Origin of the sequence: Lentzea roselyniae (assembly GCF_039537795.1) — a bacterium.
In the GTDB taxonomy this organism is placed as follows: domain Bacteria; phylum Actinomycetota; class Actinomycetes; order Mycobacteriales; family Pseudonocardiaceae; genus Lentzea; species Lentzea atacamensis.
This window is the reverse complement of record NZ_BAABBE010000001.1, coordinates 248,246-271,860: the sequence shown is the minus strand read 5'-3', so window position 1 is coordinate 271,860 and position 23,615 is coordinate 248,246. Positions and strand designations below refer to the sequence as shown.

The window sequence follows — 23,615 nt, the reverse complement described above, 5'->3', positions numbered from 1 at the left end:
CGGTTCCAGCCTTTGTCGGGGGCTGACGACAGGACCAACAACGTGATCATCCGGCTGCTCGGACCGCTCGAACTCACCGGTCCGAACGGAGCAGTCCAGCTCAGCAGCGCGGGACAGCGGACCCTCGTGGCCCGGCTCGCCCTCAATCCCGGGGAGACGGTGCCAAGGACCGCGCTCATGGACGTGCTCTGGTCGGACGAGGCACCAGCGAGCGCCACGAAGACCCTCCACAGCCTCTTGGCGCGCCTGCGCAACCAGATCCGGGACGCGGGGCTCGGTGAGCTGATCACGACCAGCGAACCCGGCTACGTGCTGAACGCGTCCGCCGACACCGTCGACGTGGCGCGGTTCGAGGCGCTCGTCGCAGCAGCATGGGAGAGCGACGACCCTGTGCAGTCCGCACGGCTGTTGCGTGAAGCGCTCGCGTTGTGGACGGGTGATCCGCTGGCGGACTGCCGGCCGGGCGAGTGGACGCGGCAGGAGTCGGCGCGGCTCGTCGAGCTGCGGATGAACGCGACCGAGCACCTGATGGAGTCCTCGCTGGCGCTCGGGGAGCACGCCGCGGTGGCGCCGCTGGTGAGCTCGCTGGTCGAGCAGCACCCGTTCCGCGAACGGCTGTGGGAGCAGCTGATCATTGCGCTCTACCGGTGCGGGTGGCAGGCGGAGGCGCTGGCCGCGTTCCACCGGGCGCGCAGCGTGCTGGTCGACGAGGCCGGCACGCGGCTGCTCGATCTCGAGCAGGCGATGCTGACCTCCGATCCACGGCTCGACCTGCCCGAACGCGTCCCGGTGCTGGTGCGCGGGAACCTGCCGGCCGACCGGTCGAGCTTCGTGGCACGGCAAGAGACCGAGCACGTCGCGGACCTGATCAAGCAACACCGGCTGGTCACGCTGATCGGTGTCGGAGGGGTGGGCAAGACCCGGCTCGCGGTGCACGTGGCGCGGGGAGAGCAGCCACCGGACGGGGTGTGGCTGGTCGAACTGGCGGCGTTGCGCGATCGGGCGCTGGTCCCGCACGCGGTGGCCGAGGCGCTGGGCGTGGTCGACCAGACGGGGCGCGGGCAGCTGACCGTGCTCACCGAGTTCCTGGCCGACCGGGACGCGTTGCTGGTGCTGGACAACTGCGAGCACGTCGTGGACCACTGCGCGGTTCTGGTCGACACGCTGCTGCGGGTGGCGCCTCGGTTGCGTGTCATCGCCACGTCCCGGCGCGCGCTGCGGGTCTACGGCGAGCAGGTGCTGTCCGTGGCGCCGTTGTCCGTGCCGTATCCGGCCGCGACGCTGTTCGCCCAGCGCGCCAACGCCGCGGTGCCTGGCACGTTCGTCATCACGGGGGCGAACGAGCAGGCGGTCGCGGACCTGTGCCGGCGCCTGGACGGCATCCCGCTGGCCATCGAGATGGCCGCGTTGCGGGTGCGCACCCAGACGCCGGCACAGCTGCTGGAACGGCTGGACGACCGGCTCAATGTGCTGACGGACAACGGGCGAACCACTTTGCCGCAGCACCAGACCCTGCTCGCGACCATGGAGTGGAGCTTCGACCTCTGCTCGCCGCGCGAACAGCTGTTGTGGGCGCGCGCGTCGGTCTTCGCCGGCAGCTTCGACCTGGCCGCGGCGGAGGCGGTGTGCTCGGACGACACGCTGACCGCGGACTTCATGTTCGACGCGATCGACGGTTTGGTCGACAAGTCCGTGCTGCAGCGCGAAGAGCACGCGGGTGCGGCGCGCTATCGGTTGCTGGAGACCATGCGCCAGCACGGGCAGACGCGGTTGCGCGCGACCGATGAGGAGTCACGGCTGCGCTTGCGGCATCGCAACTGGTACGCGGGCATCGCCGAGCAGGGCGAGCGTGCCTGGTTCACGCCGCGGCAGGCCGCGACCATCGGGGCGATGACGACCGAGCGCGGCAACATCCGTGCCGCGCTGGAGTACTCGCTGACGACACCGGGCGAGGCCGACGCGGGACTGCGGCTGGCGGCGACGCTGTGGTTCTACTGGGTCGGCTGCGGGCGGCTCGCAGAGGGACGGTACTGGCTGAACCGGGCGCTGTCGCTGGAGGCCGAACCGTCACGGGCGCGTTGCAAGGCGTTGTGGGTCGCGGGGTACGTGGCGACCTTGCACGGCAACACGTCCGCGGTGCCGGCGCTGCTGGCGTCGTGCCGCGCGGAGGCCGCTCTGCTGGACGACGCGGACGCGGACGTCTACGCGACCTGTGTGCAGGGTGCGGCGACGGTGTTCGACGACGATCTGCCGCTGGGCGCGTCGTTGCTGGCAGAGGCCGACCGGCGGCACTCAGAGCTGGGGCACCTGGACAGCAACGTGATCATGGCGCGGGTGGCGTTGGCGATCACCGCGGCGTTCGGCGGTGAGCTCGACCGGGCGGCTGCTCTGTGCACCGAGGCTCGGTCAGTGTGTGAGGAGAACGGCGAGCTGTGGGCGCGCGCGTACGCGTTGTACGTGCTGGCCTTCGTCGCAATGAGACGGGGTGACGTCGTCGAGGCCCGTGAGCTGGCTACTTCTTCGTTGCGCATCAAGGAGAAGTTCAACGACTTGCTGGGGATCGCGGTGTCGGTGGAGCTGCTGGCGCTGATCTCGGTCGTCACCGGGTCTGCCGCGCACGCGGCGTTGCTGCTGGGCGGGGCCGACCGGGTGTGGCAGTCGGTCGGCCTGCCGCTGTTCGGATCGGCCGGCTTCGCGGCGTCCCACGACCAGTGCGTGGCGTTGTGCCTGCAGGCGTTGGGTGACGAGGCTTATGCCGCCGAGTTCGCGCAAGGTTCGGCGATGACCGTGGCTGCCGTGGTCGCGGCAGCGCAGAAGGAAGTCGCGCGATCGTGACGCGCTGAAGATCGGTGGTCACGGCACCAGGTCTTCCCCCGGCGTGGACCATGGGCGCGTGAACCGCGACAGAACGCTCGCGCACCTGAGCGACGACGCCTGGCTGAGACCGGACTCGTCGTCGACCCAGCTGTACCGCGACCTGTGCGAGTTGCGCGACCTGCCGGTGCGCGAACTGACACCGACCTCGCTGTACCTGCTGGTGACGCACCAGGTGGGCCTGGACGTGACCGCACTGCTGGCGCTGGAACACGTCGAGTCGGACCCGCTGCGCTCGTTCGCGCTCTACCCCGGCGACCTGCTCGCAGCTCTACTGAGAGTTGACCACTCCTTCTGGGCCGATCACCCGGAGTTGCTGACCAGGATGACGGTCCTGCTGGACCGGCTGCGCACGTTGCCGGAGGGCGACTGGCAGCTCCTGGTGTCCGCGGCCGAGCAGTTTCCCGGTTAGGCGCGCGTTAGGCGTCTCTTTGCCGCCCGGTGAGTTGCTGGTGCCATGGCAAAGACTCTCGCGGCCGCCGGCCTCACGCTGGCCTCCCTCGCCGCTACTGCAGTGTTCTTCTCGCCCGTGGCCTCGGCCGAGACGTGCAAGGCCTCCTACTACACCGGTGGCGGCACGACGGCCAGCGGCGAGCGCTTCGACCCCAACAAGCTCACCGGCGCGCACAAGACGCTGCCGTTCGGCACGAAGGTCAAGGTCAAGAACCGCTCCAACGGAAAGACCGTCACCGTGCGGATCAACGACCGCGGTCCGTTCATCGCCGGACGCTGCGTCGACCTGACCCCGAAGGCCTTCAAGGCCATCGCACCGTTGTCACAGGGCGTGGTCGGCGTGACGGTTAACAAGGTTTAGTTGAGTAGAAAACGATCGTTCTGCTTGACCCGATCGAGTGAACGAGATAGGCAATCCGGGTGTTGGCGGCGATGAGCGGGCCGGGTCGGCTCGCAACCGGGGCGCTCCTTGGTGCGGTCGCCGCCGCGTTTTACGTGCTAGCACCGCATGTCGGATCGCTCGCCTCGGGCGATCCGACATTGCCGGACGGCGACAGACCGGCGCGTGTCTCGCTGATCAACACGCCTTCTCTGCTGCCCACGCCAACTGAGACGCCATCACTGACAGTGTCGTCCGCACCGTCGTCGTCCGCACCGTCTTCTTCTTCCAAGACAACGACTACGACCACCACCACGACGACCGCCGCGGTCACGACGACAACGACTCAGGCGCCGCCCCCCGCCCCCACGACGACCACGCGGCCGCGGCCCACCACCACGACGACCACGACCACGCGGCCGTGTGGACTCATCTTCTGCTGATGTGTCGCTAGTGGACTGCCGTTACGCGTGCAGGCCCACCGGGCAGGAGACACCGGTACCACCGAGACCGCAGTAGCCGTACGGGTTCTTCGCGTCCGACAGGTACTGCTGGTGGTAGTCCTCGGCGTAATAGAACTCGCCGACCGGCACGATCTCCGTGGTGATCTGCCCGTATCCAGCCGCGGTCAACGCCCCCTGATAGACGTCGCGAGAAGCGACAACCGTGACCCGCTGGCCCTCGTCCGCGTACAGCACCATCGACCGGTATTGAGAGCCGATGTCCGCCCCCTGCCGCATGCCCTGCGTCGGGTCGTGCCCGTGCCAGAAGACGCGCAGCAGGTCCTGAAAGGGCAGTTCGGACGGGTCGAACACGACGAGGACGACCTCGGCGTGCCCCGTCCGTCCAGAACAGACCTCTTCGTAGGTGGGGTTGGGGGTGTGCCCGCCCGCGTAGCCGACGGCGGTGGTCCAGACGCCGGGGGTTTGCCAGAACAGGCGTTCGGCGCCCCAGAAGCAGCCCAGGCCGAACACGGCCGTGCGGTGGCCTGAGGGGAAGGGTGGGGTGAGGGTCCGTTCGGGGAAGACCGCGTGGGATCCCGGTATTTCGACCGGTGTCGAGCGGCCCGGTAGCGCTTCCTCGGGCGCTACCGCGCTCTGCTTGTCGCGACCGAAGAGCGCCATGCGGCCAATGTAGTCATTTCCGCACGTGAGACGAGTTACAGAGGCCGAACGGTAACAATCCGTGGTTTCGCGGCGGCATACCCGGTGCGCCAGGTACTTTGTGGCCGCCGGGGGTCACCCGGTCTTTCACCATTCCCGCAAGTCAAGGACGGCTCGATGGCGGTTGATGTAACGGAGGCGATCCCCGAGGTCGCTCCTGTCGAGGGCCGCAGGAGACCGTCCTTGCTCAAGTGGGGACTCTGGGCACTGGTCGCCGTGCCCGTGCTCATCGCGCTGGCCGAGGCGATCCGGTCGCCGAAGCTGCACTTCTGGGACTACTGGGTCGTCATCGCCAAGTCCGTCGACAAGTCGGGTGAGTTGACCGACGGGGTCTGGCGCCTGCACAACGAGCACCCGGCCGTGCTCGCCTCGCTCGCCTTCTGGGCCGACGCCAAGTACTTCAACGGCTACAACTACGTGCTCGGCGTCTTCTGCGTGCTGATGTCGATCGTGATGCTGTTCGCGCTGATCAGGATGCTGCCGGCCCGGCTGACCGGGCTCCCGCGCGCCGCCGTCGCCGTGGCTGTCTCCTTCCTCGTCTTCTCGTCGTCGGCGCTCGAGTACTACGGCATCGGCATGAGCGGCACGCACTGGCTGCTCGGCCTCATGCCGTCCGTCGTGGCGATCTCGTTCGCGCATCACGGGTGGACCGTGCCGGCGTTGGTGTTCGCGCTCATCGGCAGCTTCGGGCACGGCTCGGCCTACCCCGTGTGGTTCACGCTCGCGCTGATCGCGTTCCTGCGCCGCGACCACTGGTGGCGCATCGTCACGCCGGTGGTGCTCGGCGCCGGAGTCATGATCCACTGGATGACCCAGGAGCACCCGGTCGCTCCGACGATCCAGCTGGTCGGCGCGGACACGTACCTGGCGACGGCGCTCACCATGCTCGGTGAGGCCTGGGTGTCCCGTGCCATCGACCTCGCGTCGATGGTGGGAGCGGTGATCGTGGTGCTGTACGGGATCTTCACCGTCCGCGCGGTGAAGGAACGGCAGGAGCCGCAGACGCCGCGGATCGACTACTCGGGCTGGATCGGGCTCGGCGTGCACACCGTGCTCGTCGCGGCGCTGATCGGGTTCGGGCGGGCGCGGTTCTCGGTCAACGAAGGACTGGCTCCGCGGTTCGCGATGGTGTCGCTGCTCGCGGCCAGCGCCGTCGTGGTGCTGCTGGCCGTGCTCGGCCCCAGGTTCCTGCGCACCCGGATCATCCCGTTCGCGCTGGTCGTCGGCATCGGCACGTTCGCCGTCGGCACCTACCAGGCCGGCGCGACCCGCAGCTATTACCCCAAGCAGCCGGTGCTCGCCGTCGCGATGCACCTCGAGGCGAAGTCCGTCATGTTGAAGATGTCCGCGACGCCGATGTCGCTGGCACCGATGCGCGCGTTGAAGGCGTATCCGTTCACCGACGACTTCACTCTCGGATGTCACGGTCCCGAGCTCGGCACCACCGTCGACCTCAAGACGGCGAAGGACCTGCCAGCGCCCAAGTTCGAGTCCGGGTCGACGATGGGTGCCGTGGAGACCGGTGAGGTCCGCGGCGACACCGAGATCACCGGCTGGGCCCAGGTGAACGCGAAGTCCGTCGACTGCGTCTTCATCACGGACCAGACGGGCCTCGTCGTGGGCGGTGGAGCGGTCGGGCTGCCGAGGCCCGACGTGCGTGAGGTGATCTCCAACGGCTCCGGGCGCTCCGGCTGGGCCGCGGTCGCCAAGCCGGGAACGAAGGACCTGATCGTGCTGGTCAGCGCGGAAGGCCAGCTGTACAGGATCGTCACCGTGATCTGACGCGGAAGAAGACATCGTGCAGAGCGGCTCGGCGGAAATCCGCCGGAAGTGATGCGCAACAATGGCACTCGCCCAGCAAGACCCGGAGGAGCCGGAAGATGGCCTGGCAAGACGACCTGCGCGAGCTCGACAACGCTCTCGCCGAGGGGCGGATCTCAGCAGACGACTACCGTCGCCGCCGAGACACGATCCTCGCAGGCCCTGCTGCACCGCAGCAGCCTGCCGCCGGTCAGCAGGCACCGTTCGCACCCCCGTTCCGCTGGCAGGCGGAGCCGCCGACGCAGCAGGCCGCGCCGCCGAGTGCTGACGCGACTCAGGTCGTGCAGACGAACCAGCCGCCGGTGAACCAGCCGCAGCCGAACCCGGAGGCCACGCAGGTCGTGACGGGCGGCGGGCAGCGCAACCCGGACTCCGAGCGCACCCAGTTCGTCCAGCCCGTGGCGCCGCCGAACCAGGGCGGCTGGCAGTCGGGGCCGCAGAACCAGCAGATCGGCGCGCCCCCGCCGTGGACGACCGGCGGCGACGGGTTCAGCATGGGCGACGCGTCCCCCGGCTGGATCGCGCAGGGCCCTGAGGTCTTCGACGACAAGCCGTCCAGCGGTGCCGGCAAGAAGATCCTGATCGTGCTGGTCGTCATGCTCCTGCTCGGCGGTATCGGCACCGGCGTGTACTTCCTCGTCAACCGCCAGGGAGGCGGTGGCGGCGAGACGCAGGCCCAGTCGACGTCGCAGACGCCGACCACCACCAGCAAGCCGAAGCCGACCGAACCGCTCGAGATCCTGCTCGAGCAGCTCCCGGAGCCCGGCGGCAAGAAGGACCTCAAGATCGAGGTCGCGGCGACCGCGCGGCTGGTCGAGCTGAAGATGCTCGACCAGGGCGAGGCCGACCTGCTGACCGCACTGAAGATCACCAAGGTCCCGTTCAAGTCCGGCCAGAAGGAGCCCGACCAGTTCGGCCCGACGCCGGATGCCTTCTCGGTCATGGTGTTCCCGACCAACAGCGAGGCCGAAGCCGAGACGCTCGTCGCGCAGCTCAAGGCGTACCAGGAAGCCAACGGCCTGGTGTTCATCAAGGAACCGCTGCCGAAGATGCCCCTCTCTGTGATCTTCGAGAAGAAGGTCGACAACGACGCGGCGCTCTACCGCGGCCTCTGGGCCTCCGGCAAGAACGTCGTGCGCGTCAACGTCGACCAGATCCCCATGACCGGCGAGGCCAGCCTCAGCGGCAGCTACCAGCGTCAGGTCCAGGCCGCGCTGAAGTCCTTCCCCGCCCCGTAATGACGCCACTGCGCAAGCTGGATCTGGTCGAGCGCGATGGCTGCCGGTTGCTCGGCAGCCACCACGGGATCACCTATCTCGACGGGGCCGAGCAGATGGTCGGCGCCATCATCGCCGAGGCGGGCGATCGCGGTTCGCTGAGCGACGAGCTGCACCACGCCGCCGGCGAGAGCTGGGCCGAGCGGTATCACCTCGATCGAGGGCGTGTGAACGTGTTGCGCGCTCTCGATCTGCCCGCCGGTGCGACGGCGCTGGAGATCGGATCTGGTTGCGGCGCGATCACCCGGTACCTCGGCGAGAACCTGGCGCTGGTCGACTCAGTCGAACCGGTGGCCGCGCGTGCGGCCGTTGGTGCGCAACGGGTCTCGGACCTGGACAACGTCCAGGTGTTCGTCGGTGTCGTCGACGACGTGCCGGACGAGCAGGCGTACGACCTGGTGTTCGTCATCGGCGTGCTGGAGTACGTGCCGGACCGTCCCGCGTTCCTGGAGTCGTTGCGGCGCAAGCTGAAGCCGGGTGGCGCGCTGGTGCTTGCGATCGAGAACCAGCTCGGCGTGAAGTACCTCGCGGGCGGCCGCGAGGACCACAGCGGAATCCGCTGGGACGGTGTGCAGGGTTATCCCGACGGCGGTCCGGCGAGGACCTTCGCCCGGCGTCCGCTGGAGAACCTGTTGTCCGACGCGGGTTTCCGGCCGGTGCGCACGCTCGGTTGCTTCCCGGACTACAAGATCACCCGCGCGGTGCTGACGGCTGAGCTCGCCGAGCGGCACCCGGCGCTCGCGACGGTGATCCCGCACTTCCCCAGCCCGGACTGGGGTTTCACGGACGAACGCCCCGTCGACGAAGCCCTGCTGTGGCGCCAGTTCGTCGACGCGGGCATCGCCGCGGAGGCGTGGAACAGCTTTCTCGTCATCGCCACCACCGACACGAGCGAAAGCCCGTTGTGGCCCGACGATCGCCTCGGTGTGTACTTCAACACCGACCGGGCCGCGCGCTGGTGCACGCGTTCCGAAGTGCTCGACGGCGGAATCGTCCGCCGTTCCCCGCTCATCACCCCGGTCGCCGACGACGTGTCGGTGCGCGGCTACGACGAGCCGCTCGTCCAGGGCACGCCACTGATCACCTTGCTGGTGAACGAGCCGTGGCGGCTGGAAGAGCTGCTCACGGCGTGGCGAGAGTTGCTGCGCCGCGACGCAGCCGACCTGGGCCCGGCGATCTGGGACCTGTTGCCGCACAACCTCCTCATGACCGGTGATGAGCTCATCGCCGTCGATCTCGAGTGGTGCGTCGAGGGCATGAGCATCGAGGACGTCGAGCAGCGCGGGTTGTTGCTGACCGCGGACAAGCTCGCCGCCGTCGGCTGGCGTGGTGCCGGCGAACGCACGACCGTTCGCGATCTGGCCGGGTGGCTCGGGGTGCTGCTCGGGCACGCGCCGTCCTACGTGGACGCGGTGGTCGAGAGGGAGGCGTGGTTCCAGGCAGTGCGGATCTGCGGCTCGACCAACGGCGCGGGGCTGCGGCGGGAACAGGACTACCTGAGGACGGCTTGGCAGAACCGCCTTGCCGAGCTGGTTGGGGGGACAACATGAGAGCGATCGAGAACGTGCGGGCAGAACGATGATCAGCGCGTTCGTCGACCTGCCCGCAGGGCCGGTCGGGCACCAGTTCGAGCTGACCGGCTGGGTTCGCGGGATCGCACCGGCGGATGTCAGCGTGCACATCGCGGGCCGCCCGACGACCCTGCGCGAGCGCGAGGGCGCACCGCAGGGCGCCGCCGGCTGGGCCGCGCACACCACTCAGCCCGTGCCCAACGGCGTGCAGCCGGTCAGGGTGTTCGGGCCGGCCGGTGAGCTGCTGCTGGAAGAGATCGTGGTCGTCGGCAGCAACGAGGGCGACGACCCGCTCGCACTGGTCGAGCTGGACGGCCCCGCCCCGGACGCCGAGGTGACCGGTGACCTGGTCCTCGTGACCGGCTGGGCGATGCTGAACAGCCGCGCGCCGAGCATGGTCGAGGTCTTCGTCGAAGGCAGCGGCGTCACGCGTGCCCGCACCCGCCTGCCACGCCCCGACGTCGGCGCCGCTTTCCCCGACTTCCCGGACGCGGTCGTGAGCGGGTTCGAGGCCCGCGTGCCGGTCGACATCCCGCCGGGTGGCGCGCGCCGGGTCTCCATCCGCGTGCGGCTGACCACGCACGGCGTGGGCGAGTGGACCTCGCCGACGCGGTTCGTGACGGTGCGCAACCCGGCGGGCGACGCGGCGGACGAGCTGCTCGCCGACGAGCTCGAGGCGCAGTCGCTGTCGCTGCTGGAAGGCGTGCGCGACCGTCGCGACCCGAAGCACGTGCTGGTGCTGACGCACAGCCTCGCGATCGGTGGCGGTCAGCTGTGGCTGCAGGAGCTGCTGACCGGGCTGGTGAAGAAGCACGACTGGCGCGCGACCGTGGTGACGCCGGTCGACGGACCGTTGCGCGACGACTGCGCGGCGCTCGGCGTGCCGGTGCACCTGACCTCGCACTACCGGATCGGTGACATCGCGTCCTACGAGGGCCACGTCAGCGAGCTGGCCATGATCGCCCGTGCGTCCGGTGCCGGTGTCGCGCTCGTCAACACACTCGGCGCGTTCTCCGCCGCCGACGCCACCAAGCGCGCCGGCCTGCCGACGGCGTGGGTCGTGCACGAGAGCTTCGAGCTGGCCGACTTCTCGTTCCAGAACTGGGGTCCCGCAGGCCTCGCGCCCGCGGTGAAGCAGCGCTGGGAACGCAGCCTCGGCACCGTCGACCGCCTGCTTTTCGTGGCGGACGCGACCAGGGAGATGTTCGTCGGTCACTCGACGCCGCAACGCTGCCGCACGATCCGCTACGGCACGCCGATGGTCCGCTTCGGCGGCCGGATCAGCGAGCACCGGCGGCGTGAGGCACGTGAGCGACTCGGTGTGCCAAAGGACGCGTTGCTGCTGCTCAACGTCGGTGTCGTCGAGCCGCGCAAGGGCCAGGCGGGACTGATCGCGGCGGCGGAACGGGTGCGGCACGTGGCGCCGAACCTGGTCGTCGCGATCGTCGGCCAGCACCCGACGCCGTACGGCCTCGCGCTCGACGACCTCGTCGCACGCGGCGGGCTGGAGGAGTCGGTGCGACTCGTGCCGATCCAGCGCGACCCGACGCCGTGGTTCCACGCGGCCGACCTCTTCGTGAACGCCTCCGACATCGAGTCGCTGCCGCGTTCGATCCTCGAAGCCGTGTGCTGCGGCCTGCCGGTGCTGGCCAGTGACGTCTTCGGTGCGCGCGAAATGATCGAGGACGGCCGCACGGGTTGGCTGTTCGAGCCGAACAACGCCGACGCACTGACGGTGGCGCTTCTGCGCGCCCTCGACACACCCGCCGAACGCCGCCGCGAGTTCGCGGACAACGCGTTCGCCAAGCTCAGCGACTGGCTGGAGCCGACGGGGTACGCCGACGAGTACTCCGACGTGCTGTCCGAGATCGCGAACCAGGGGGAACGATGAACGACGATCTCAGCGACCTGCCCGGCCCCGTGCGCGCCGAGCTGACGAGGCTGCGCGCCGAACGGGTCGTGTTCGTGTCGGAACGCGAGAAGCTGCTCGGTCAGCTGCAGGAGGCCGACACCTCCACCCGCGAGCTGATCGCCGAACGCGACCGCCTCGCCGCGCGACTGGCCGAGCTGCCGGAAGCCGTGCGCAGCTCGGAGGAGCAGGCCGCCGCCATCGAAGCGCTGCAGGCGGAGCTCGCGGTCGCCCGGCAGGAACGCGACGCGCTGCGCAACGAGCTGACCGGCACGCGCGCCGAGCGCGACGCGTTGCGGCTTCGGCTGCTCGACGCCGAAGTGGTGCTGGGAGGCAGGGAACCGTCCGCACCGGTGGTGACCACCTCTGCGGCCGGCGCCGACCGGATCGCCGCCGCCGAGGCCCGGGCCGCGCACCTCGCGCGTGAGCTGGCCGCCACCCGCGCGACGATCAGCTGGCGGGTCACCGCACCGCTGCGCGCCGTTCGCAGGAAGACACGATGACCTCACCCGACCTCTGCCTCGTCTCGGCGGCAGGCGGTTCGGTGTTCATGGAGGAGCTGCTGGAGGTCGTCGCGGACGCCGTCCGGCGTGCCGGTGGCCGCGCCCGCACCGCGCGGGGCCGCTTCCCGGAGCCCGCCTCGGACACCGTCTACGTCGTCGTCCCGCACGAGTACTTCTACGTCACGCCCGTCGCCGACCGTCCCGCACCGGAACTGCTGCGCCGCACCATCGCGTTCTGCGTCGAGCACCCCGGCACGATGACGTTCGACCGCACCGCGTCCCTGGTCCCGTCACTCGCCGGGGCCGTGGACATCAACGTGGACTCGACCGAGGAGCTGCGCCGCCGCGGTGTCGCGGTCGAGCACTTCCAGCTCGGGTACACCCCGTTGTGGGACAGGTGGGGTGGCGATCCGGACGCCGGCCGTTCCATCGACGTCACCTACCTGGGTACCGCGGAACGACGGCGCGCGCTGCTGCTCAACGGCTACTCGCGCGACCTCGACGATCTGCGGGTCCGCCTGCTGACCCCGCCGCACGAGCCGATGGGTCCACAACGGATCGACTTCCTCCCCGGCGAGGCCAAGTTCGCGCACCTCGCGGACTCGCGTTTCCTGATCAACCTGCACCGCGAGCAGTCGAAGGCGCTCGAATGGGTGCGGGTGCTGGAGGCGCTGACGAACGGCTGCGTCGTGCTGACCGAGCCGTCGACCGACGTCGAGCCGCTGGTGCCGGGCAAGCACCTGGTGGTGGCCTCGGCGGCGTCACTGGGCGCGGTGGCCGCGGCTCTGGCCTCTGACGTGGCGCGTGAACGCGAGCTGCGGGCTGCCGGGTACGACTTCGTGCGCAACGGCCTGGACATGCTGGGCTCGGCCAGGACTCTGATCGAGCTCGCGGCGTCCCTGGTGGACGGCCGCGCTTCGGTCGCGCCGCTGCCGTCGTTGCCGGAACCCGCCGCCGCGACCGCGGAGAAGCCGCTGGCCGTCGACACACCCTCGTGGGACCCGAAGTTCGCCGGTGTCGCGTCGCTCGGCCGCGCGGTGACCGACGCCGAGGTGATGGCGTGCGCACTGGCCGTGGAGCGGACGACGTTCGCCCAACGCGCCGCCGGCCGCGAGTGGCACGACCACCGGCCCGTGACGCCGGGGTCCGGAGTGGACGTCCTGATCGTGCAGCGGCCCGGCGAACCCGACCCGGACGAGCTGATCCTCGACCTGCTCGGTGGGACGGTCCGGCCGGAACGGATCCTGCTGTGCGTGGACGGCACGTCCACACCTGCACGGAGCAACGCGACCGCTGTTCTGCACCACGAGATGCCGCTGGGGCGCGGCGTCGCGCGCAACGGCCTGCTGGAGCGCTCGGGCGCGGACCACGTGCTGGTGCTCGACTCGGGCCTGCGCGCCTCGCGTCACCTGGTGTCCCGGCTGCTGGCTGCCGACGCGGACGTGGCGCACTGCCCGATCGGCGACCCGCAGGCCGGCTTGGTCGCCGCGCTGCCGCCGGAGCCGCGCCGGTTGGCCCAGACCCCGTACCTCGGCTGCGGCTACCTGGTCCGGCGGCCGGTGATCGACAAGCTGGGCGGGTGGACGGCCGACCCGTTGCTGGAGGGTCTGGAGGACCACGTCTTCTGGCGGTCGGTGGAGTCGTCGGTGCTCGTTCAGCAGGTGTTGCTGCAGCGTCAGCGCCCGGACCCGCCGATCCGTCCGGTGGATCTTCACCCGCATCGGGTTTGGGCGTCCCTGTGATGGGCACTGTGAACGGGTTCTGTTAAGAAGGCGAGTCGGAGCGAGCTGCAACCCGCGACGAGTGCTACACGTCTACTACCTGTGTAGGTCACCACTCGGAGGCGACACATGTGGATCAGCGTGACATTAGTCACATTGGGAGGTTTGGCGTTCCTGACGCGAACCGTAATGGCCCTCCTGGCCGTTTCTCCCAACAAGGACGCCAGTGATTACCCTAAGCCACTAACGTCCACCAATTGAGATACTCGTTCGGACTACGGCTTACGGACGAACGTTGACTTACCGTACGATCCTTTCGGGTCGTATGACTGAACGGTCACCCGAAGGGGACCTCACAGGGGTAGGTGCGCCATGGACCACGCACTGAGCAAGGTCATCGAGCTGCGCGAGAGTGGCTTTCAGTTCCTCCACCTGAGGGACGACTCCGGCCAGCTCGACCGCATCATGGCGTTCAAGCAGCGCAGAGGGTTCATCGACTCCATCCTGTTCTGGTCCGAGACCGAGGCGCGCGCGGGACGTCTGCCCGCGGTTCGCGACTCCGCCAGGCCCGCGCAGGCCGTGTGGATCTACGAGGGCCCGCTCTGCGAGGCCGTGGACCGACTGCTGGACCTGCCGGAGCCAGGGGCTCGCAACGCTCCCACGTTGATGAAGGCGACCGCTTCGGATTTGGCTGTCGTCACGACGCTGCCATTCAAGTTGAAACTTCCACCGGGCGCGATCGCCTAGTTCGGTCAATCATTTTCGAAGTCGCCGCGCTTGATGGCGCCGCTGAACGCTGCCCGATCGGGCGCGGCGATGACCGATTTCGCCCGATTTCTGAAGTCGCACATACGCGTGACTGAGCCGTTCAGCGCAATCCCACTTCGCCTCGTCGGCGCGGTGCCTCGTGCCCGTAATGGATGAAGAAGTTCCCCCTCCCGAGTTACAGAGCTTGATGTAGAGGGGGCCGATGCGACACTTTCGCGCCCATGAACCTCAGGAAGACCATCACAGGGGCCGCTGTTGCCCTCGGCAGTGCCACCGTAATGCTCGGCCTGGGTGGCACCGCACACGCCGACATCGCCAACGCCGACGCGCAGACCCAGCCCAACCTCGGCGACCAGCTGGGCGACGTTGCCAGCGTGAGCGACCTCGCCTCGGTGAACACCGAGGACGCGACCGGCAAGATCCAGGCCATCAACACGCAGGACTGGGACGTGACCGCGCTCGTGGAGAACGTGGACGCGGGCGCCAACGGCGTTCCCGGCGCGACGCTTCTCGGCCTCAACGAGCCGCAGGGTCCGATGAACGCCCTCGCCGGCGTCGACATCTGATCCAACCAGTACTTCCTGGCCGGGGCGGCGCCCGATTCCCTCCCCCCTCGAATCGGGCGCCGTTCCACTTTTCGGCGGCTAGCGACCGACCGCGTAGCCCTGCGTGCCGCGCGGATTCGCACCGGCGCGCAGGAGTCCGTCCGCGGAATCCCTCGCCACGGCCGACATCCGGCCCAGGGTCCACTCGCCGGCGTCCACGACCTGGTGGCCCATGCTCTGCAACGCTGCCAGGACGTCCGCGCCGGCGCGTGACTCGATGACGAGTTCGCCGGGGGTCCAGGCGCGGGGGTAGAACGAGCTCGGAAACGCGTTCGAGTGCCACATCGGTGAGTCGATCGCCTCCTGCAGGTTCAGGCCCGCCATGTGCGCCAGCCAGAAGCCGAGCTGCCACTGGTCCTGCTGGTCACCGCCGGGCGTGCCGAACGCCATGGCCGGTTCGCCGTCGCGCAACGCCATCGACGGCGACAGCGTGATCCGCGGGCGCTTGCCGGGGGCCAGCGAGTTCGGCAGATCCTTGTCCAGCCAGAACATCTGGGCGCGGCTGCCCAGGCAGAAGCCGAGTGACGGGATCGTCGGCGAAGACTGCAGCCAGCCGCCGGACGGGGTCGCCGACACCATGTTGCCCCAGCGGTCCACGACGTCGACGTGCACGGTGTCGCCGCGCGTCACGCCGGAGCGGGCCACGGTCGGTTCGCCGATCGCGCCGGTCAGGTCGGAGGTCAGCACCGACGGGCCACTGATGATGTGCTTGGGCAGCAACGGTTCCCGGCCGTCGGGCGAACCAGGACGAAGCTCGAACGAAGCCGAGTCCCCGATCAGCACACGCCGTTCGGAGGCGTAGGAGCGCGACAGCAAGGTCTCGAGCGGAACGTCGTCGACGTCGCCGTACCACGCCTCGCGATCGGCGAAGGCGAGCTTGGCGGCCTCCACGGCGAGATGCACTGTCTCAGCGGTGGGCCTGCCGTCCACATAGGACAGGTCGTAGCCCTCCAGCAGCCGGAGCTGTTGCGCCAGAACGGGTCCCTGCGTCCACGCGCCGGCCTTCACGAGCGACCACTGACCGAAGTCGACAGTGAGAGCGTCCTCGTACGACGCTTCCCACGACGCCATGTCGGCACCGGTCAGCGCACCGGCGTGGTCGCGACCCGAGTCGTCGCGGAAGGCCGAACGGCAGAACTCGTCGACCTGCGCGGCGACGAAACCCTGCGACCAGGCCCGTCGCGCGGCCTCGATCTGCGCCTCGCGGTCAGAGCCCGCGGCCTCGCCGGCGGCGAGCAGCCACTCCCACGTGTCGGCGAGCTTCGGATTGCGGAAGCGGCCGCCGCGCACCGGCAGAGAACCGCCGGGCATCCACTGCGCGGCCGAGGTCGGCCAGTGGTCGCGGAACAGGTCGGAGACCATCTCGATGGTGTCGACGACGCGGGCCACGAGCGGGAAGCCGTCACGGGCGTAGCCGATCGCCTTGTCCAACACGTCGCGCAACGACTTGGTGCCGTAGTCACGCAGAAGAGTGAGCCAGCCGTCCCATGCGCCCGGCACGGTGGCGGCGAGCAACCCGCTGCCAGGAACGAGGTCGAGCCCCAGCGACGTGTAGTGCTCGATCGACGCACCCGCCGGTGCCACACCCTGCCCGCACAGCACGCGCGGAGCGGATCCGGCCGCCGCGAAGATGATCGGAACCTCGCCACCGGGGCCGTTGAGGTGCGGTTCCACGACCTGAAGAACGAATCCGGCTGTGACAGCGGCGTCGAAGGCGTTGCCGCCGTCCTCCAGTACAGCCATGGCTGCCGACGAGGCGAGCCAGTGGGTCGAGCCGACCATGCCGAAGGTGCCGACGAGTTCGGGGCGCGTGGTGAACACCCCATAAAGGTACGCGAGGCTAACTAAATTGCGTGACTCCGAGTGATGCACGACCCACACCCGAATGGAGTAGTCCGGCGCGTCCCAACGCATCGGCATCGAGATGGTTGCGAGCGTCGACGACGACGTGGCCGTCCATCAGTTCGGCGACGCGCACCCAGTCCAAAGTCCGGAACACCGGCCAGTCGGTCAGCAGCACCACGGCCTCGGCGCCCTCGACCGCCTGGTACGGGTCGTCGACCAGCAACATCCCGGCCACCGGCCCGGTCACCTCGGGGTCGAACGCGGTCAGGTCGGCGCCGTCCAGCACCAGCTGCTCCGCGACGGCCAGCGCCGGCGAGTCGCGCAGGTCGTTCGTGCCGGCCTTGAACGCGAGCCCGAGCACGCCGATCCGGGTCCCGGCCAGCGAACCGCCGCAAGCAGCACGAACCTTGTCCACGACACGCAGCTGCGCCCGGACGTTGGCCTCGATCGTCGACCGGATCAGCCCGAAGTCGACTCCGACCGCCTCGGCGATCTGCACCATCGCGTGCGTGTCCTTCGGCAGGCACGAACCGCCCCAGCCCGGCCCCGGCCGCAGGAACGACTGCCCGATCCGCTTGTCGTAGCCCATGCCCTCGGACACCGACTCGATGTCGGCGCCCAGCAGTTCGCACAGCTCAGCGACCGCGTTGACGTACGAGAGCTTCATCGCGAGGAAGCAGTTCGCGGCGTACTTGACCATCTCGGCGCTGGCCGCGTCCATCAGCACGGTCGGTGCACCGAGCTTCGCGAACAAGGCGGCGACCCGCTCAGCGGCAGACGGCGAGTCCGAGCCGACCACGATCCGATCCGGGTGCAGGAAGTCGCGCACGGCGGTTCCCTCACGCAGGAACTCCGGGTTCGACACCACAGCGACGTCCTCACGGCCGAGGAGCGCGCGCACCCGCCCAGACGTGCCCACCGGCACCGTCGACTTGGTGACGATGACGGCCCCGTACGGCAGCACCTCGGAGATCTCGGCGGCCACCGACTCCACCGCGCTCAGGTCGGCCGCGCCGCTCGCACCCATCGGCGTCGGCAGGCAGAAGAACACGACCTCGGCATCAGCGACCGCGGCAGCGGCCCCGACGACGAACGCCAGCCGACCGGCGGCCTGTCCCTCGACGACGAGCTCGGCGAGCCCAGGTTCGAGGATGTCGACCTGGCCGGCACGCAGCCGGGCCACCTTGAGCGAGTCGACGTCCGCGCACACCACGCGGTGACCGAGAGAGGCGAGGCAGGCCCCGGTGGTCAACCCGACGTAGCCGGTGCCGACGACGGCGATACGACGCGCGAACATGAGATTGACCCTGACAGGCCCAGTTGTCCGCCGAACGAACTCCGTACGACTTTCGTTGTAGCTGACCGTGACAGATCTCCTACCAGAGGTCTACCGGCGCGGCCGATGTTTCGAACACCTTCGAACGGCACAGTTCAGGGCATGGGAATTCTGACGATCGCGACGATCTTCATCGGCCTCGCGCTGCTGGCGGCGGTGCCGCTCGTGGCGCTGCTCCACTGGTCCGACCGTTGATGTTCAGGTAACGAGCGTTAACCTCCTCGCGAGCAGTTCGCTTCGAGGAGGATGAAGGCATGGAGATCTCGGGTACCGCGGCCATCGTCACCGGTGGCGCGTCCGGTCTCGGCGGCGCGACCGCACGTGCGCTGGCGGCGCGTGGAGCGCAGGTGTTCGCGCTCGACCTGCCCAGCGCGATCGAGAAGGCCGACGTCGTCGAGAACGTCACCTACCTGGCCGCCGACGTGACCTCCGGTGAAGAGGTCCAGGCCGCCGTCGACACCGCGGCAGGCTCCGGGGCCCCGCTGCGCATCACGGTGAACTGCGCGGGCATCGGCCCGTCGTCCCGCACCGTCGGCAAGACCGGCCCGCACGACCTCGACCTCTACCGGAAGGTCATCGAGGTCAACCTGATCGGCACCTTCAACGTGCTTCGCCTGGCCGCCGCCGCGATGGGCAAGACCGAGGAGCTGGAGCACGGCGCCCGCGGCGTCATCATCAACACCGCCTCGATCGCCGCGTTCGACGGCCAGATCGGCCAGGTCGCCTACGCCTCGTCCAAGGGCGGTGTCGTCGGCATGACCCTCCCTGCCGCCCGCGACCTGTCGAGCGTCGGCATCCGCGTGCTGACCATCGCGCCCGGCATCGTCGACACCCCGATGCTCGCCACGGTCTCCGACGAGTTCCGCGCGGGCCTGGCCGCCGGCGTGCCGTTCCCGAAGCGCCTGGCCCAGCCGTCCGAGTACGCGCAGCTCGCGATCTCGCTGGTGGAGCACGACTACCTGAACGGCGAGGTCGTCCGCATGGACGGCGCTCTCCGGATGGCTCCTCGCTAGCGCGGCGATCGCACTAGAGGTCGCCCGCGTACGGCAGGTTCGACATGGCGTCCGAGGTCATCCACTCGCGCAAGCGGTGGGTGGCCCGGACGTCGTCCTCGTTGTACTCCAGCAACCGCCGCCGCTGCTCGGTGTCGAGCGCGTCGCCGTTCATCCCCACCGCCGCCCGGTACCAGCGCATGGAGTTCTCGCCACCGGCCTCCGGATCACGCCACTGGAAGCCCGCGACCGGCGCGATGATCTTCAGGCCCTTGCCGTGCGCGCACAGGAACTGCTCGCGGACGATCCCGAACAGGTCCACCCACGAGTCCGACCCGATGAACTCCTTGACCTGCGCGACGGTCGGAATGCCCGGCTTGCCCGCGAACCGCTCGGCCGACGCGAGCAGCCAGCGGTTCTCCGCGAGCTCGTTGTAGCAGTAGGCGCGGAAGCTCAGCCCACGCGCCTTCGCCCGCAGCCTGATGCCCGTGAGCCACGTCCAGAACTCGGCGAACGACCGAGCCTCGTCATCACACGGCAGCGCGTCCCACGTGACGAACGCGCGGTAACCCTGCTCCTCGTCGATGTCCTTTCCGGACAGCAGGCAGCCCCACATGTACGCGCCGAGATCGCCGAAGCTCTCCATGTCGACGTCGACCTCGACGTCCGCGCGGGGCACCCTCATCTCGGGCACCCGCCGCACCAGGGTCAGATCCCGTAGCCACGCCCGCGCCAGCACGACCGCGTCCCCGAACGGCATGCCCACGAGCTGCAGCGGCCCTTCTGCCAGCGGGTCCAGCTCGGCCAGCTTGTCCACAGTGGACAGGCCGGCCTTCCGCAACGCGACCGCGTCCTCACCGCGCACGACGAGACTGACGTCCCGGTCCTGCTTGAGATCGTTGTCGCACGTCGGCCACCACGGGCACGTCTTGCAGTCGACGATCCGCGACGGCCTGGCGAGCGGGTCCTTCTGGTTCACCGCCGCCAGCGCCACGGCCAGCCGATCGGAGAACCGCGCGTCGTACTCGGCCAGGGCCGTGCGGCCACCGGGCCACGTGGGCGCTTCCAGGTCGTGCCACAGCACGACGTCCGCGTCCATGCCGATTACGCCACCGGTCGCCCGCCCGTGGGCCGCGTACCCGGCGGCCTGCAGCTGCCGCTGGGCGTGGGCGAGCCTGAGCTGGTCACGCGGCTGGGGGCGGACCTTGCGGTGCGGGTCCGTGCGGCTGCCACCGGGCAACGGCATGGTCAGCGGACTGGTGCGCGCGCCCTGACCGGGATCGGTGATCTTGTGCCGCACCACGAGCACCGGCACGTACCCGGTGGAGTCCTTGACCAGCAGGTCGATGCCACCGCGACGCCCGCCACGCGGATCACGCGGCAGTGCGGCACCCCAGATGTAGGGCGCCCCCATCTCCATCGCGGCGAGCGTGACCCGTTCCCGGTCCGCGCTGCGCACGTCGGGTCCGTTCGGCACCTCGAAGAAGTCCGAGCCGACGATCCGCCCGAGCGCGTCCGCCACCGCGCGACGATGGTTCGTCGCGTCCGCTTTCCGTTGTTCCGAAGCCGGATCCGGCGCCGCCTTGGGAGCGTCGCGCATCTCCGGATCGTTTTCGAGGTGCACCCGCCGCCGACAACGAGTGACCACGCCGGCGTCTAGCTGCACCTGGGAAGTCACTGATGCAGCGTATGTCGCGCGTCCTCCTGATGTGTCAGCAACCTGGGCAGTAAGTTTCATCTGACGGAGGAGGTGTACCCGAATGGCGCGCAAAACCGGGCATCTGATCACGCCCAAGAGGGCCAAGAACCTGGTCGGAGTGGCAAAAGTGATCGCCCCGGCACTCATTCCGGTCCTCGCTCCGGTGATCGCCCGCGGTGCTGGGATGCTGAGCGAGCAGTACGACCGCTATCGCGCCCGCCGCCTCGGCATCGACGTCGCCGACATCGGCAAGTACTCCGGCTACGGCGCCCGTCTGCACGCGCGAATTGTGGGCTTTTCGGACTCCCTGGAGTCTTTGCGCGCTTCCGACGCCGCCTGGGTTTCGAAGACAGAGGCACGCCTCGCCCAATTGCTGGCCGCCGTGCGTGCTTCCGAACGCATGCCGACGGCCCGGCGCAAAGCCGCGCACCGGGCCGTCGGAACCGATCTGGACGTGTTGGAGCAGGAACTGCTCAGGCGCCTGGACGTGCGGTGACTTCCGGGGTCTTCCCCGTCACCTCGGCCACGGCCCTGACCGCCGCCTCCTCGACCACCTGTCCGGGGTCGAGGTGCGCGGTGACCTCCTCCATCACCTCGGCGACCCGTTCCTCGCGCCTGATCATCGGGTCGGATCGCAGGTCCTTCGCCAGCGACACGCACAACCCGACCATCACGACCATGAACGGCAACGCCGCGATGATCGTCAGGTTCTGCAGGCCTGTCAGCGCGTTCGAGCCACCGACGAGCAACATCACTGCGGCGACGGCACCGGTCAGCACACCCCAGAAGATCACCACCGGCTTCGTCGGCCGGATCGTGCCTTCCTGGGAGAGCGTTCCCATCACGATCGAGGCGGCGTCCGCACCGGACACGAAGAAGATCGCCACCAGGATCATGACTACGACGCCGGCGATCGTCGCCAGCGGGAACTGGCCGAGCAGCGCGAAGAGCTGCGACTCCGGCGTGGTCTGGCCGGCAAGGTCGACTCCGGACCGCTGCTCGAAGATCGCCGTCCCGCCCAGGATCGCGAACCACACCAGCGACACCGCGGACGGCACCAGGATCACGCCTGCCACGAACTGCTTGATCGTGCGGCCACGCGAGATCCGCGCGATGAACATGCCGACGAACGGCGTCCACGAGATCCACCACGCCCAGTAGAAGATCGTCCACCCGGACAGCCAGGTCTCGGTCGCGTCGCCGCCGGAGGCAGCGGTACGACCCGCCATCGTGGCGAGTTCCCGGAAGTAGTCGCCCAGGGCGGTCGGCAGCAGGTTCAGGATGAACACGGTCGGCCCGACCACGAACAGGAACAGCGCCAGCGTCACCGCCAGCACCATGTTGATGTTCGACAGCCACTGGATGCCCTTCGCGACACCCGAGACGGCGGACGCGACGAACGCAGTGGTCAGCACCGCGATGATCGCGACCAGCACACCCTTGCCGACGTTGCCGGCCCAGCCGGCGGCCTCCAGACCGCTGCCGATCTGCAGCGCACCCAGTCCCAGCGAAGCAGCCGAGCCGAACAACGTCGCGAAGATCGCCATCACGTCGATCGCGCGACCCCAGCCGCTGGCCGCCCGACGCCCGAGCAACGGCGCGAACGCGGCGCTGATCAGCGAAGACCGGCCGCGGCGGAAGCTGCCGTACGCGATCGCGATGCCGACCACCGCGTAGATCGCCCACGGATGCAGCGTCCAGTGGAAGAGCGTGGTGGCCATCGCGGTTTCCAGCGGGTCACCGTCGGTGCCGGGCGGTGGCTTCACGAAGTGGGTCAGCGGTTCGTTGACGCCGTAGAACATCAGGCCGATGCCCATGCCGGCGCTGAACATCATCGCGACCCACGAGACCGTCTTGAACTCGGGTTTCTCGTCATCACGGCCGAGCGGGATCTTGCCGTAACGGCTGAACGCGAGCCACAGGGCGAAGACCACGAATCCGGAGGCCGAGATCACAAAAGCCCAGCCCAGATGCTGGATGATCCAGCCGAGTGCCGACTTGGAGAAGGACGCCAGACTGGACGTGCCGACGATTCCCCAAGCCACGAACGCAAGCGTCAGACCAGCGGCAACGCCGAACACGACCTTGTCGGTACGGCCCGGCTGGTCGCATTGGTTGTGCATGCGGTCCCAGTTACCCGCTCATGGACCGCGGCAAACTCCTCCGATTACTCTCACGGCCGTGAGCACACGGTCGAGTGAGTTGCGCACCCTGCGTGGTGCTGCACTTGCGCTGACCTCATCCGCGCTCACGATCGCCGCGCACGGACTGGGCGGCGGAGAGCTGTCGGAGTTCATCCACGCGTTGCCGCTCGTCGTGCTGATCGCGTTCGCCGCGGCCAGCCTCGCCGACAAGCGCACCGGGAGGCTCTCGGTCATCGCCGGGCTCGGCACGGCCCAGCTCGCGCAGCACCTGCTGCTGACCTGGGTCAACCACGAGCACAACGACACGCTCACCGGGCAGATGTTCGTAGCGCACCTCGTCGCCGCGACGCTCACCGGTCTGCTCCTGTTCCACGCGGAGAACGCCCTGTTCAGGCTGTTCTCCGCGGTCACACGCCTGATCCCCCGCAGGCTCACGCCGCTGCCGGTCACCAAGCCGGTGCGGACGTTCACCAGCACGCCGTACACGCAGCAGCAGCACACGACGCTGTACACGCGTGCACACGGGCGGCGCGGCCCGCCCTGTGGTTCCTGATC

The 23,615-nt window shown here is 69.1% G+C and carries 20 protein-coding genes; 14 read left to right on the top strand and 6 right to left on the bottom strand.

The features are described 5' to 3' along the window. Positions 1 to 42 precede the first annotated feature (42 nt). From ABFX45_RS01330 to ABFX45_RS01320, 3 genes are read left to right on the top strand one after another with little or no spacing between them, the layout of a single operon-like run. Positions 43 to 2,835, top strand: coding sequence for an AfsR/SARP family transcriptional regulator (locus tag ABFX45_RS01330; protein ID WP_346126970.1), 2,793 nt, complete (start codon positions 43 to 45; stop codon positions 2,833 to 2,835). A gap of 58 nt (positions 2,836 to 2,893) precedes the next feature. Continuing rightward, a complete protein-coding gene (locus tag ABFX45_RS01325) occupies positions 2,894 to 3,286 on the top strand; it encodes a contact-dependent growth inhibition system immunity protein (RefSeq protein ID WP_346126968.1) in 393 nt (130 codons plus the stop codon). A gap of 45 nt (positions 3,287 to 3,331) precedes the next feature. Then, positions 3,332 to 3,688 (top strand): septal ring lytic transglycosylase RlpA family protein, encoded by a 357-nt coding sequence (locus tag ABFX45_RS01320; RefSeq protein ID WP_109630323.1) that lies wholly within the window; start codon positions 3,332 to 3,334, stop codon positions 3,686 to 3,688. A 130-nt stretch (positions 3,689 to 3,818) separates the two neighbouring features. Here the strand turns inward: ABFX45_RS01320 and ABFX45_RS01315 are convergent, their stop codons facing one another. Together ABFX45_RS01315 and msrA are read right to left on the bottom strand one after the other, a co-directional pair. Next, on the bottom strand, positions 3,819 to 4,040 hold the full coding sequence (locus ABFX45_RS01315; protein ID WP_146231375.1) for a hypothetical protein: 222 nt from the start codon (positions 4,038 to 4,040) through the stop codon (positions 3,819 to 3,821). Between the two features lie 130 nt (positions 4,041 to 4,170). After that, complete coding sequence (msrA, locus tag ABFX45_RS01310; RefSeq protein ID WP_346126965.1) at positions 4,171 to 4,830, bottom strand: peptide-methionine (S)-S-oxide reductase MsrA; 660 nt, start codon at positions 4,828 to 4,830, stop codon at positions 4,171 to 4,173. A gap of 156 nt (positions 4,831 to 4,986) precedes the next feature. Between msrA and ABFX45_RS01305 the strand changes: the two genes are divergently transcribed. The 8 genes from ABFX45_RS01305 (at position 4,987) to ABFX45_RS01270 (ending at position 15,005) form a co-directional block, all read left to right on the top strand. Continuing rightward, the gene (locus tag ABFX45_RS01305; protein ID WP_346126963.1) at positions 4,987 to 6,651 is read left to right on the top strand and encodes a hypothetical protein; all 1,665 of its coding nucleotides are present in this window, start codon (positions 4,987 to 4,989) and stop codon (positions 6,649 to 6,651) included. Between the two features lie 98 nt (positions 6,652 to 6,749). After that, positions 6,750 to 7,928, top strand: a complete 1,179-nt coding sequence (locus ABFX45_RS01300) for a flagellar basal body-associated protein FliL (RefSeq protein ID WP_346126961.1) — start codon at positions 6,750 to 6,752, stop codon at positions 7,926 to 7,928. After that, positions 7,928 to 9,517, top strand: coding sequence for a class I SAM-dependent methyltransferase (locus tag ABFX45_RS01295; RefSeq protein WP_346126959.1), 1,590 nt, complete (start codon positions 7,928 to 7,930; stop codon positions 9,515 to 9,517). The genes ABFX45_RS01300 and ABFX45_RS01295 overlap by 1 nt, the downstream gene beginning before the upstream one ends. Positions 9,518 to 9,545: 28 nt before the next feature. Next, positions 9,546 to 11,429 (top strand): glycosyltransferase family 4 protein, encoded by a 1,884-nt coding sequence (locus tag ABFX45_RS01290; RefSeq protein ID WP_346126957.1) that lies wholly within the window; start codon positions 9,546 to 9,548, stop codon positions 11,427 to 11,429. Next, positions 11,426 to 11,950, top strand: a complete 525-nt coding sequence (locus ABFX45_RS01285; RefSeq protein ID WP_170154704.1) for a hypothetical protein — start codon at positions 11,426 to 11,428, stop codon at positions 11,948 to 11,950. The genes ABFX45_RS01290 and ABFX45_RS01285 overlap by 4 nt, the downstream gene beginning before the upstream one ends. After that, entirely contained in the window at positions 11,947 to 13,692 is a 1,746-nt protein-coding gene (locus ABFX45_RS01280; RefSeq protein ID WP_346126955.1) for a glycosyltransferase family protein, read from the top strand. The genes ABFX45_RS01285 and ABFX45_RS01280 overlap by 4 nt, the downstream gene beginning before the upstream one ends. A gap of 351 nt (positions 13,693 to 14,043) precedes the next feature. Next, positions 14,044 to 14,418 (top strand): hypothetical protein, encoded by a 375-nt coding sequence (locus tag ABFX45_RS01275; RefSeq protein WP_346126953.1) that lies wholly within the window; start codon positions 14,044 to 14,046, stop codon positions 14,416 to 14,418. A 242-nt stretch (positions 14,419 to 14,660) separates the two neighbouring features. Next, positions 14,661 to 15,005 (top strand): hypothetical protein, encoded by a 345-nt coding sequence (locus ABFX45_RS01270; protein WP_346126951.1) that lies wholly within the window; start codon positions 14,661 to 14,663, stop codon positions 15,003 to 15,005. 78 nt (positions 15,006 to 15,083) lie between these two features. On the opposite strand, the gene ABFX45_RS01265 is transcribed toward ABFX45_RS01270, so the two are convergent. Both ABFX45_RS01265 and ABFX45_RS01260 read right to left on the bottom strand, forming a co-directional pair. Beyond that, positions 15,084 to 16,865: a gamma-glutamyltransferase family protein gene (locus ABFX45_RS01265; protein ID WP_346126949.1), complete on the bottom strand. Its 1,782-nt coding sequence runs from the start codon at positions 16,863 to 16,865 to the stop codon at positions 15,084 to 15,086. 19 nt (positions 16,866 to 16,884) lie between these two features. After that, positions 16,885 to 18,186 (bottom strand): UDP-glucose dehydrogenase family protein, encoded by a 1,302-nt coding sequence (locus ABFX45_RS01260; protein WP_346126947.1) that lies wholly within the window; start codon positions 18,184 to 18,186, stop codon positions 16,885 to 16,887. Between the two features lie 293 nt (positions 18,187 to 18,479). On the opposite strand from ABFX45_RS01260, the gene ABFX45_RS01255 reads away from it, so the two are divergent. After that, positions 18,480 to 19,238, top strand: coding sequence for an SDR family NAD(P)-dependent oxidoreductase (locus tag ABFX45_RS01255; RefSeq protein WP_109630286.1), 759 nt, complete (start codon positions 18,480 to 18,482; stop codon positions 19,236 to 19,238). 13 nt (positions 19,239 to 19,251) lie between these two features. Here ABFX45_RS01255 and ABFX45_RS01250 read toward each other — a convergent pair whose 3' ends face one another. Next, positions 19,252 to 20,895 carry a TM0106 family RecB-like putative nuclease gene (locus tag ABFX45_RS01250; RefSeq protein ID WP_109630283.1) on the bottom strand — a complete coding sequence of 548 codons (1,644 nt, stop codon included), beginning with the start codon at positions 20,893 to 20,895 and terminating at the stop codon, positions 19,252 to 19,254. Between the two features lie 82 nt (positions 20,896 to 20,977). On the opposite strand from ABFX45_RS01250, the gene ABFX45_RS01245 reads away from it, so the two are divergent. Further along, positions 20,978 to 21,412: a DUF6474 family protein gene (locus ABFX45_RS01245; protein ID WP_109630279.1), complete on the top strand. Its 435-nt coding sequence runs from the start codon at positions 20,978 to 20,980 to the stop codon at positions 21,410 to 21,412. Here ABFX45_RS01245 and ABFX45_RS01240 read toward each other — a convergent pair. Beyond that, on the bottom strand, positions 21,390 to 23,039 hold the full coding sequence (locus ABFX45_RS01240; protein WP_109630276.1) for a BCCT family transporter: 1,650 nt from the start codon (positions 23,037 to 23,039) through the stop codon (positions 21,390 to 21,392). The genes ABFX45_RS01245 and ABFX45_RS01240 overlap by 23 nt on opposite strands. A 58-nt stretch (positions 23,040 to 23,097) precedes the next feature. Between ABFX45_RS01240 and ABFX45_RS01235 the strand changes: the two genes are divergently transcribed. Further along, positions 23,098 to 23,613 carry a hypothetical protein gene (locus ABFX45_RS01235; protein WP_109630273.1) on the top strand — a complete coding sequence of 172 codons (516 nt, stop codon included), beginning with the start codon at positions 23,098 to 23,100 and terminating at the stop codon, positions 23,611 to 23,613. Positions 23,614 to 23,615: the final 2 nt, after the last annotated feature.

Coding starts and splice junctions, on each gene's coding strand:
- ABFX45_RS01300 (WP_346126961.1), top strand. CDS start 6,750: ATGGCCTGGCAAGACGACCTGCGCGAGCTCGACAACGCTCTCGCCGAG.
- ABFX45_RS01260 (WP_346126947.1), bottom strand. CDS start 18,186: ATGTTCGCGCGTCGTATCGCCGTCGTCGGCACCGGCTACGTCGGGTTG.
- ABFX45_RS01240 (WP_109630276.1), bottom strand. CDS start 23,039: ATGCACAACCAATGCGACCAGCCGGGCCGTACCGACAAGGTCGTGTTC.
- ABFX45_RS01275 (WP_346126953.1), top strand. CDS start 14,044: ATGGACCACGCACTGAGCAAGGTCATCGAGCTGCGCGAGAGTGGCTTT.
- ABFX45_RS01290 (WP_346126957.1), top strand. CDS start 9,546: ATGATCAGCGCGTTCGTCGACCTGCCCGCAGGGCCGGTCGGGCACCAG.
- ABFX45_RS01295 (WP_346126959.1), top strand. CDS start 7,928: ATGACGCCACTGCGCAAGCTGGATCTGGTCGAGCGCGATGGCTGCCGG.
- ABFX45_RS01255 (WP_109630286.1), top strand. CDS start 18,480: ATGGAGATCTCGGGTACCGCGGCCATCGTCACCGGTGGCGCGTCCGGT.
- ABFX45_RS01285 (WP_170154704.1), top strand. CDS start 11,426: ATGAACGACGATCTCAGCGACCTGCCCGGCCCCGTGCGCGCCGAGCTG.
- ABFX45_RS01270 (WP_346126951.1), top strand. CDS start 14,661: ATGAACCTCAGGAAGACCATCACAGGGGCCGCTGTTGCCCTCGGCAGT.
- ABFX45_RS01305 (WP_346126963.1), top strand. CDS start 4,987: ATGGCGGTTGATGTAACGGAGGCGATCCCCGAGGTCGCTCCTGTCGAG.
- ABFX45_RS01280 (WP_346126955.1), top strand. CDS start 11,947: ATGACCTCACCCGACCTCTGCCTCGTCTCGGCGGCAGGCGGTTCGGTG.
- ABFX45_RS01245 (WP_109630279.1), top strand. CDS start 20,978: ATGGCGCGCAAAACCGGGCATCTGATCACGCCCAAGAGGGCCAAGAAC.
- msrA (WP_346126965.1), bottom strand. CDS start 4,830: ATGGCGCTCTTCGGTCGCGACAAGCAGAGCGCGGTAGCGCCCGAGGAA.
- ABFX45_RS01320 (WP_109630323.1), top strand. CDS start 3,332: ATGGCAAAGACTCTCGCGGCCGCCGGCCTCACGCTGGCCTCCCTCGCC.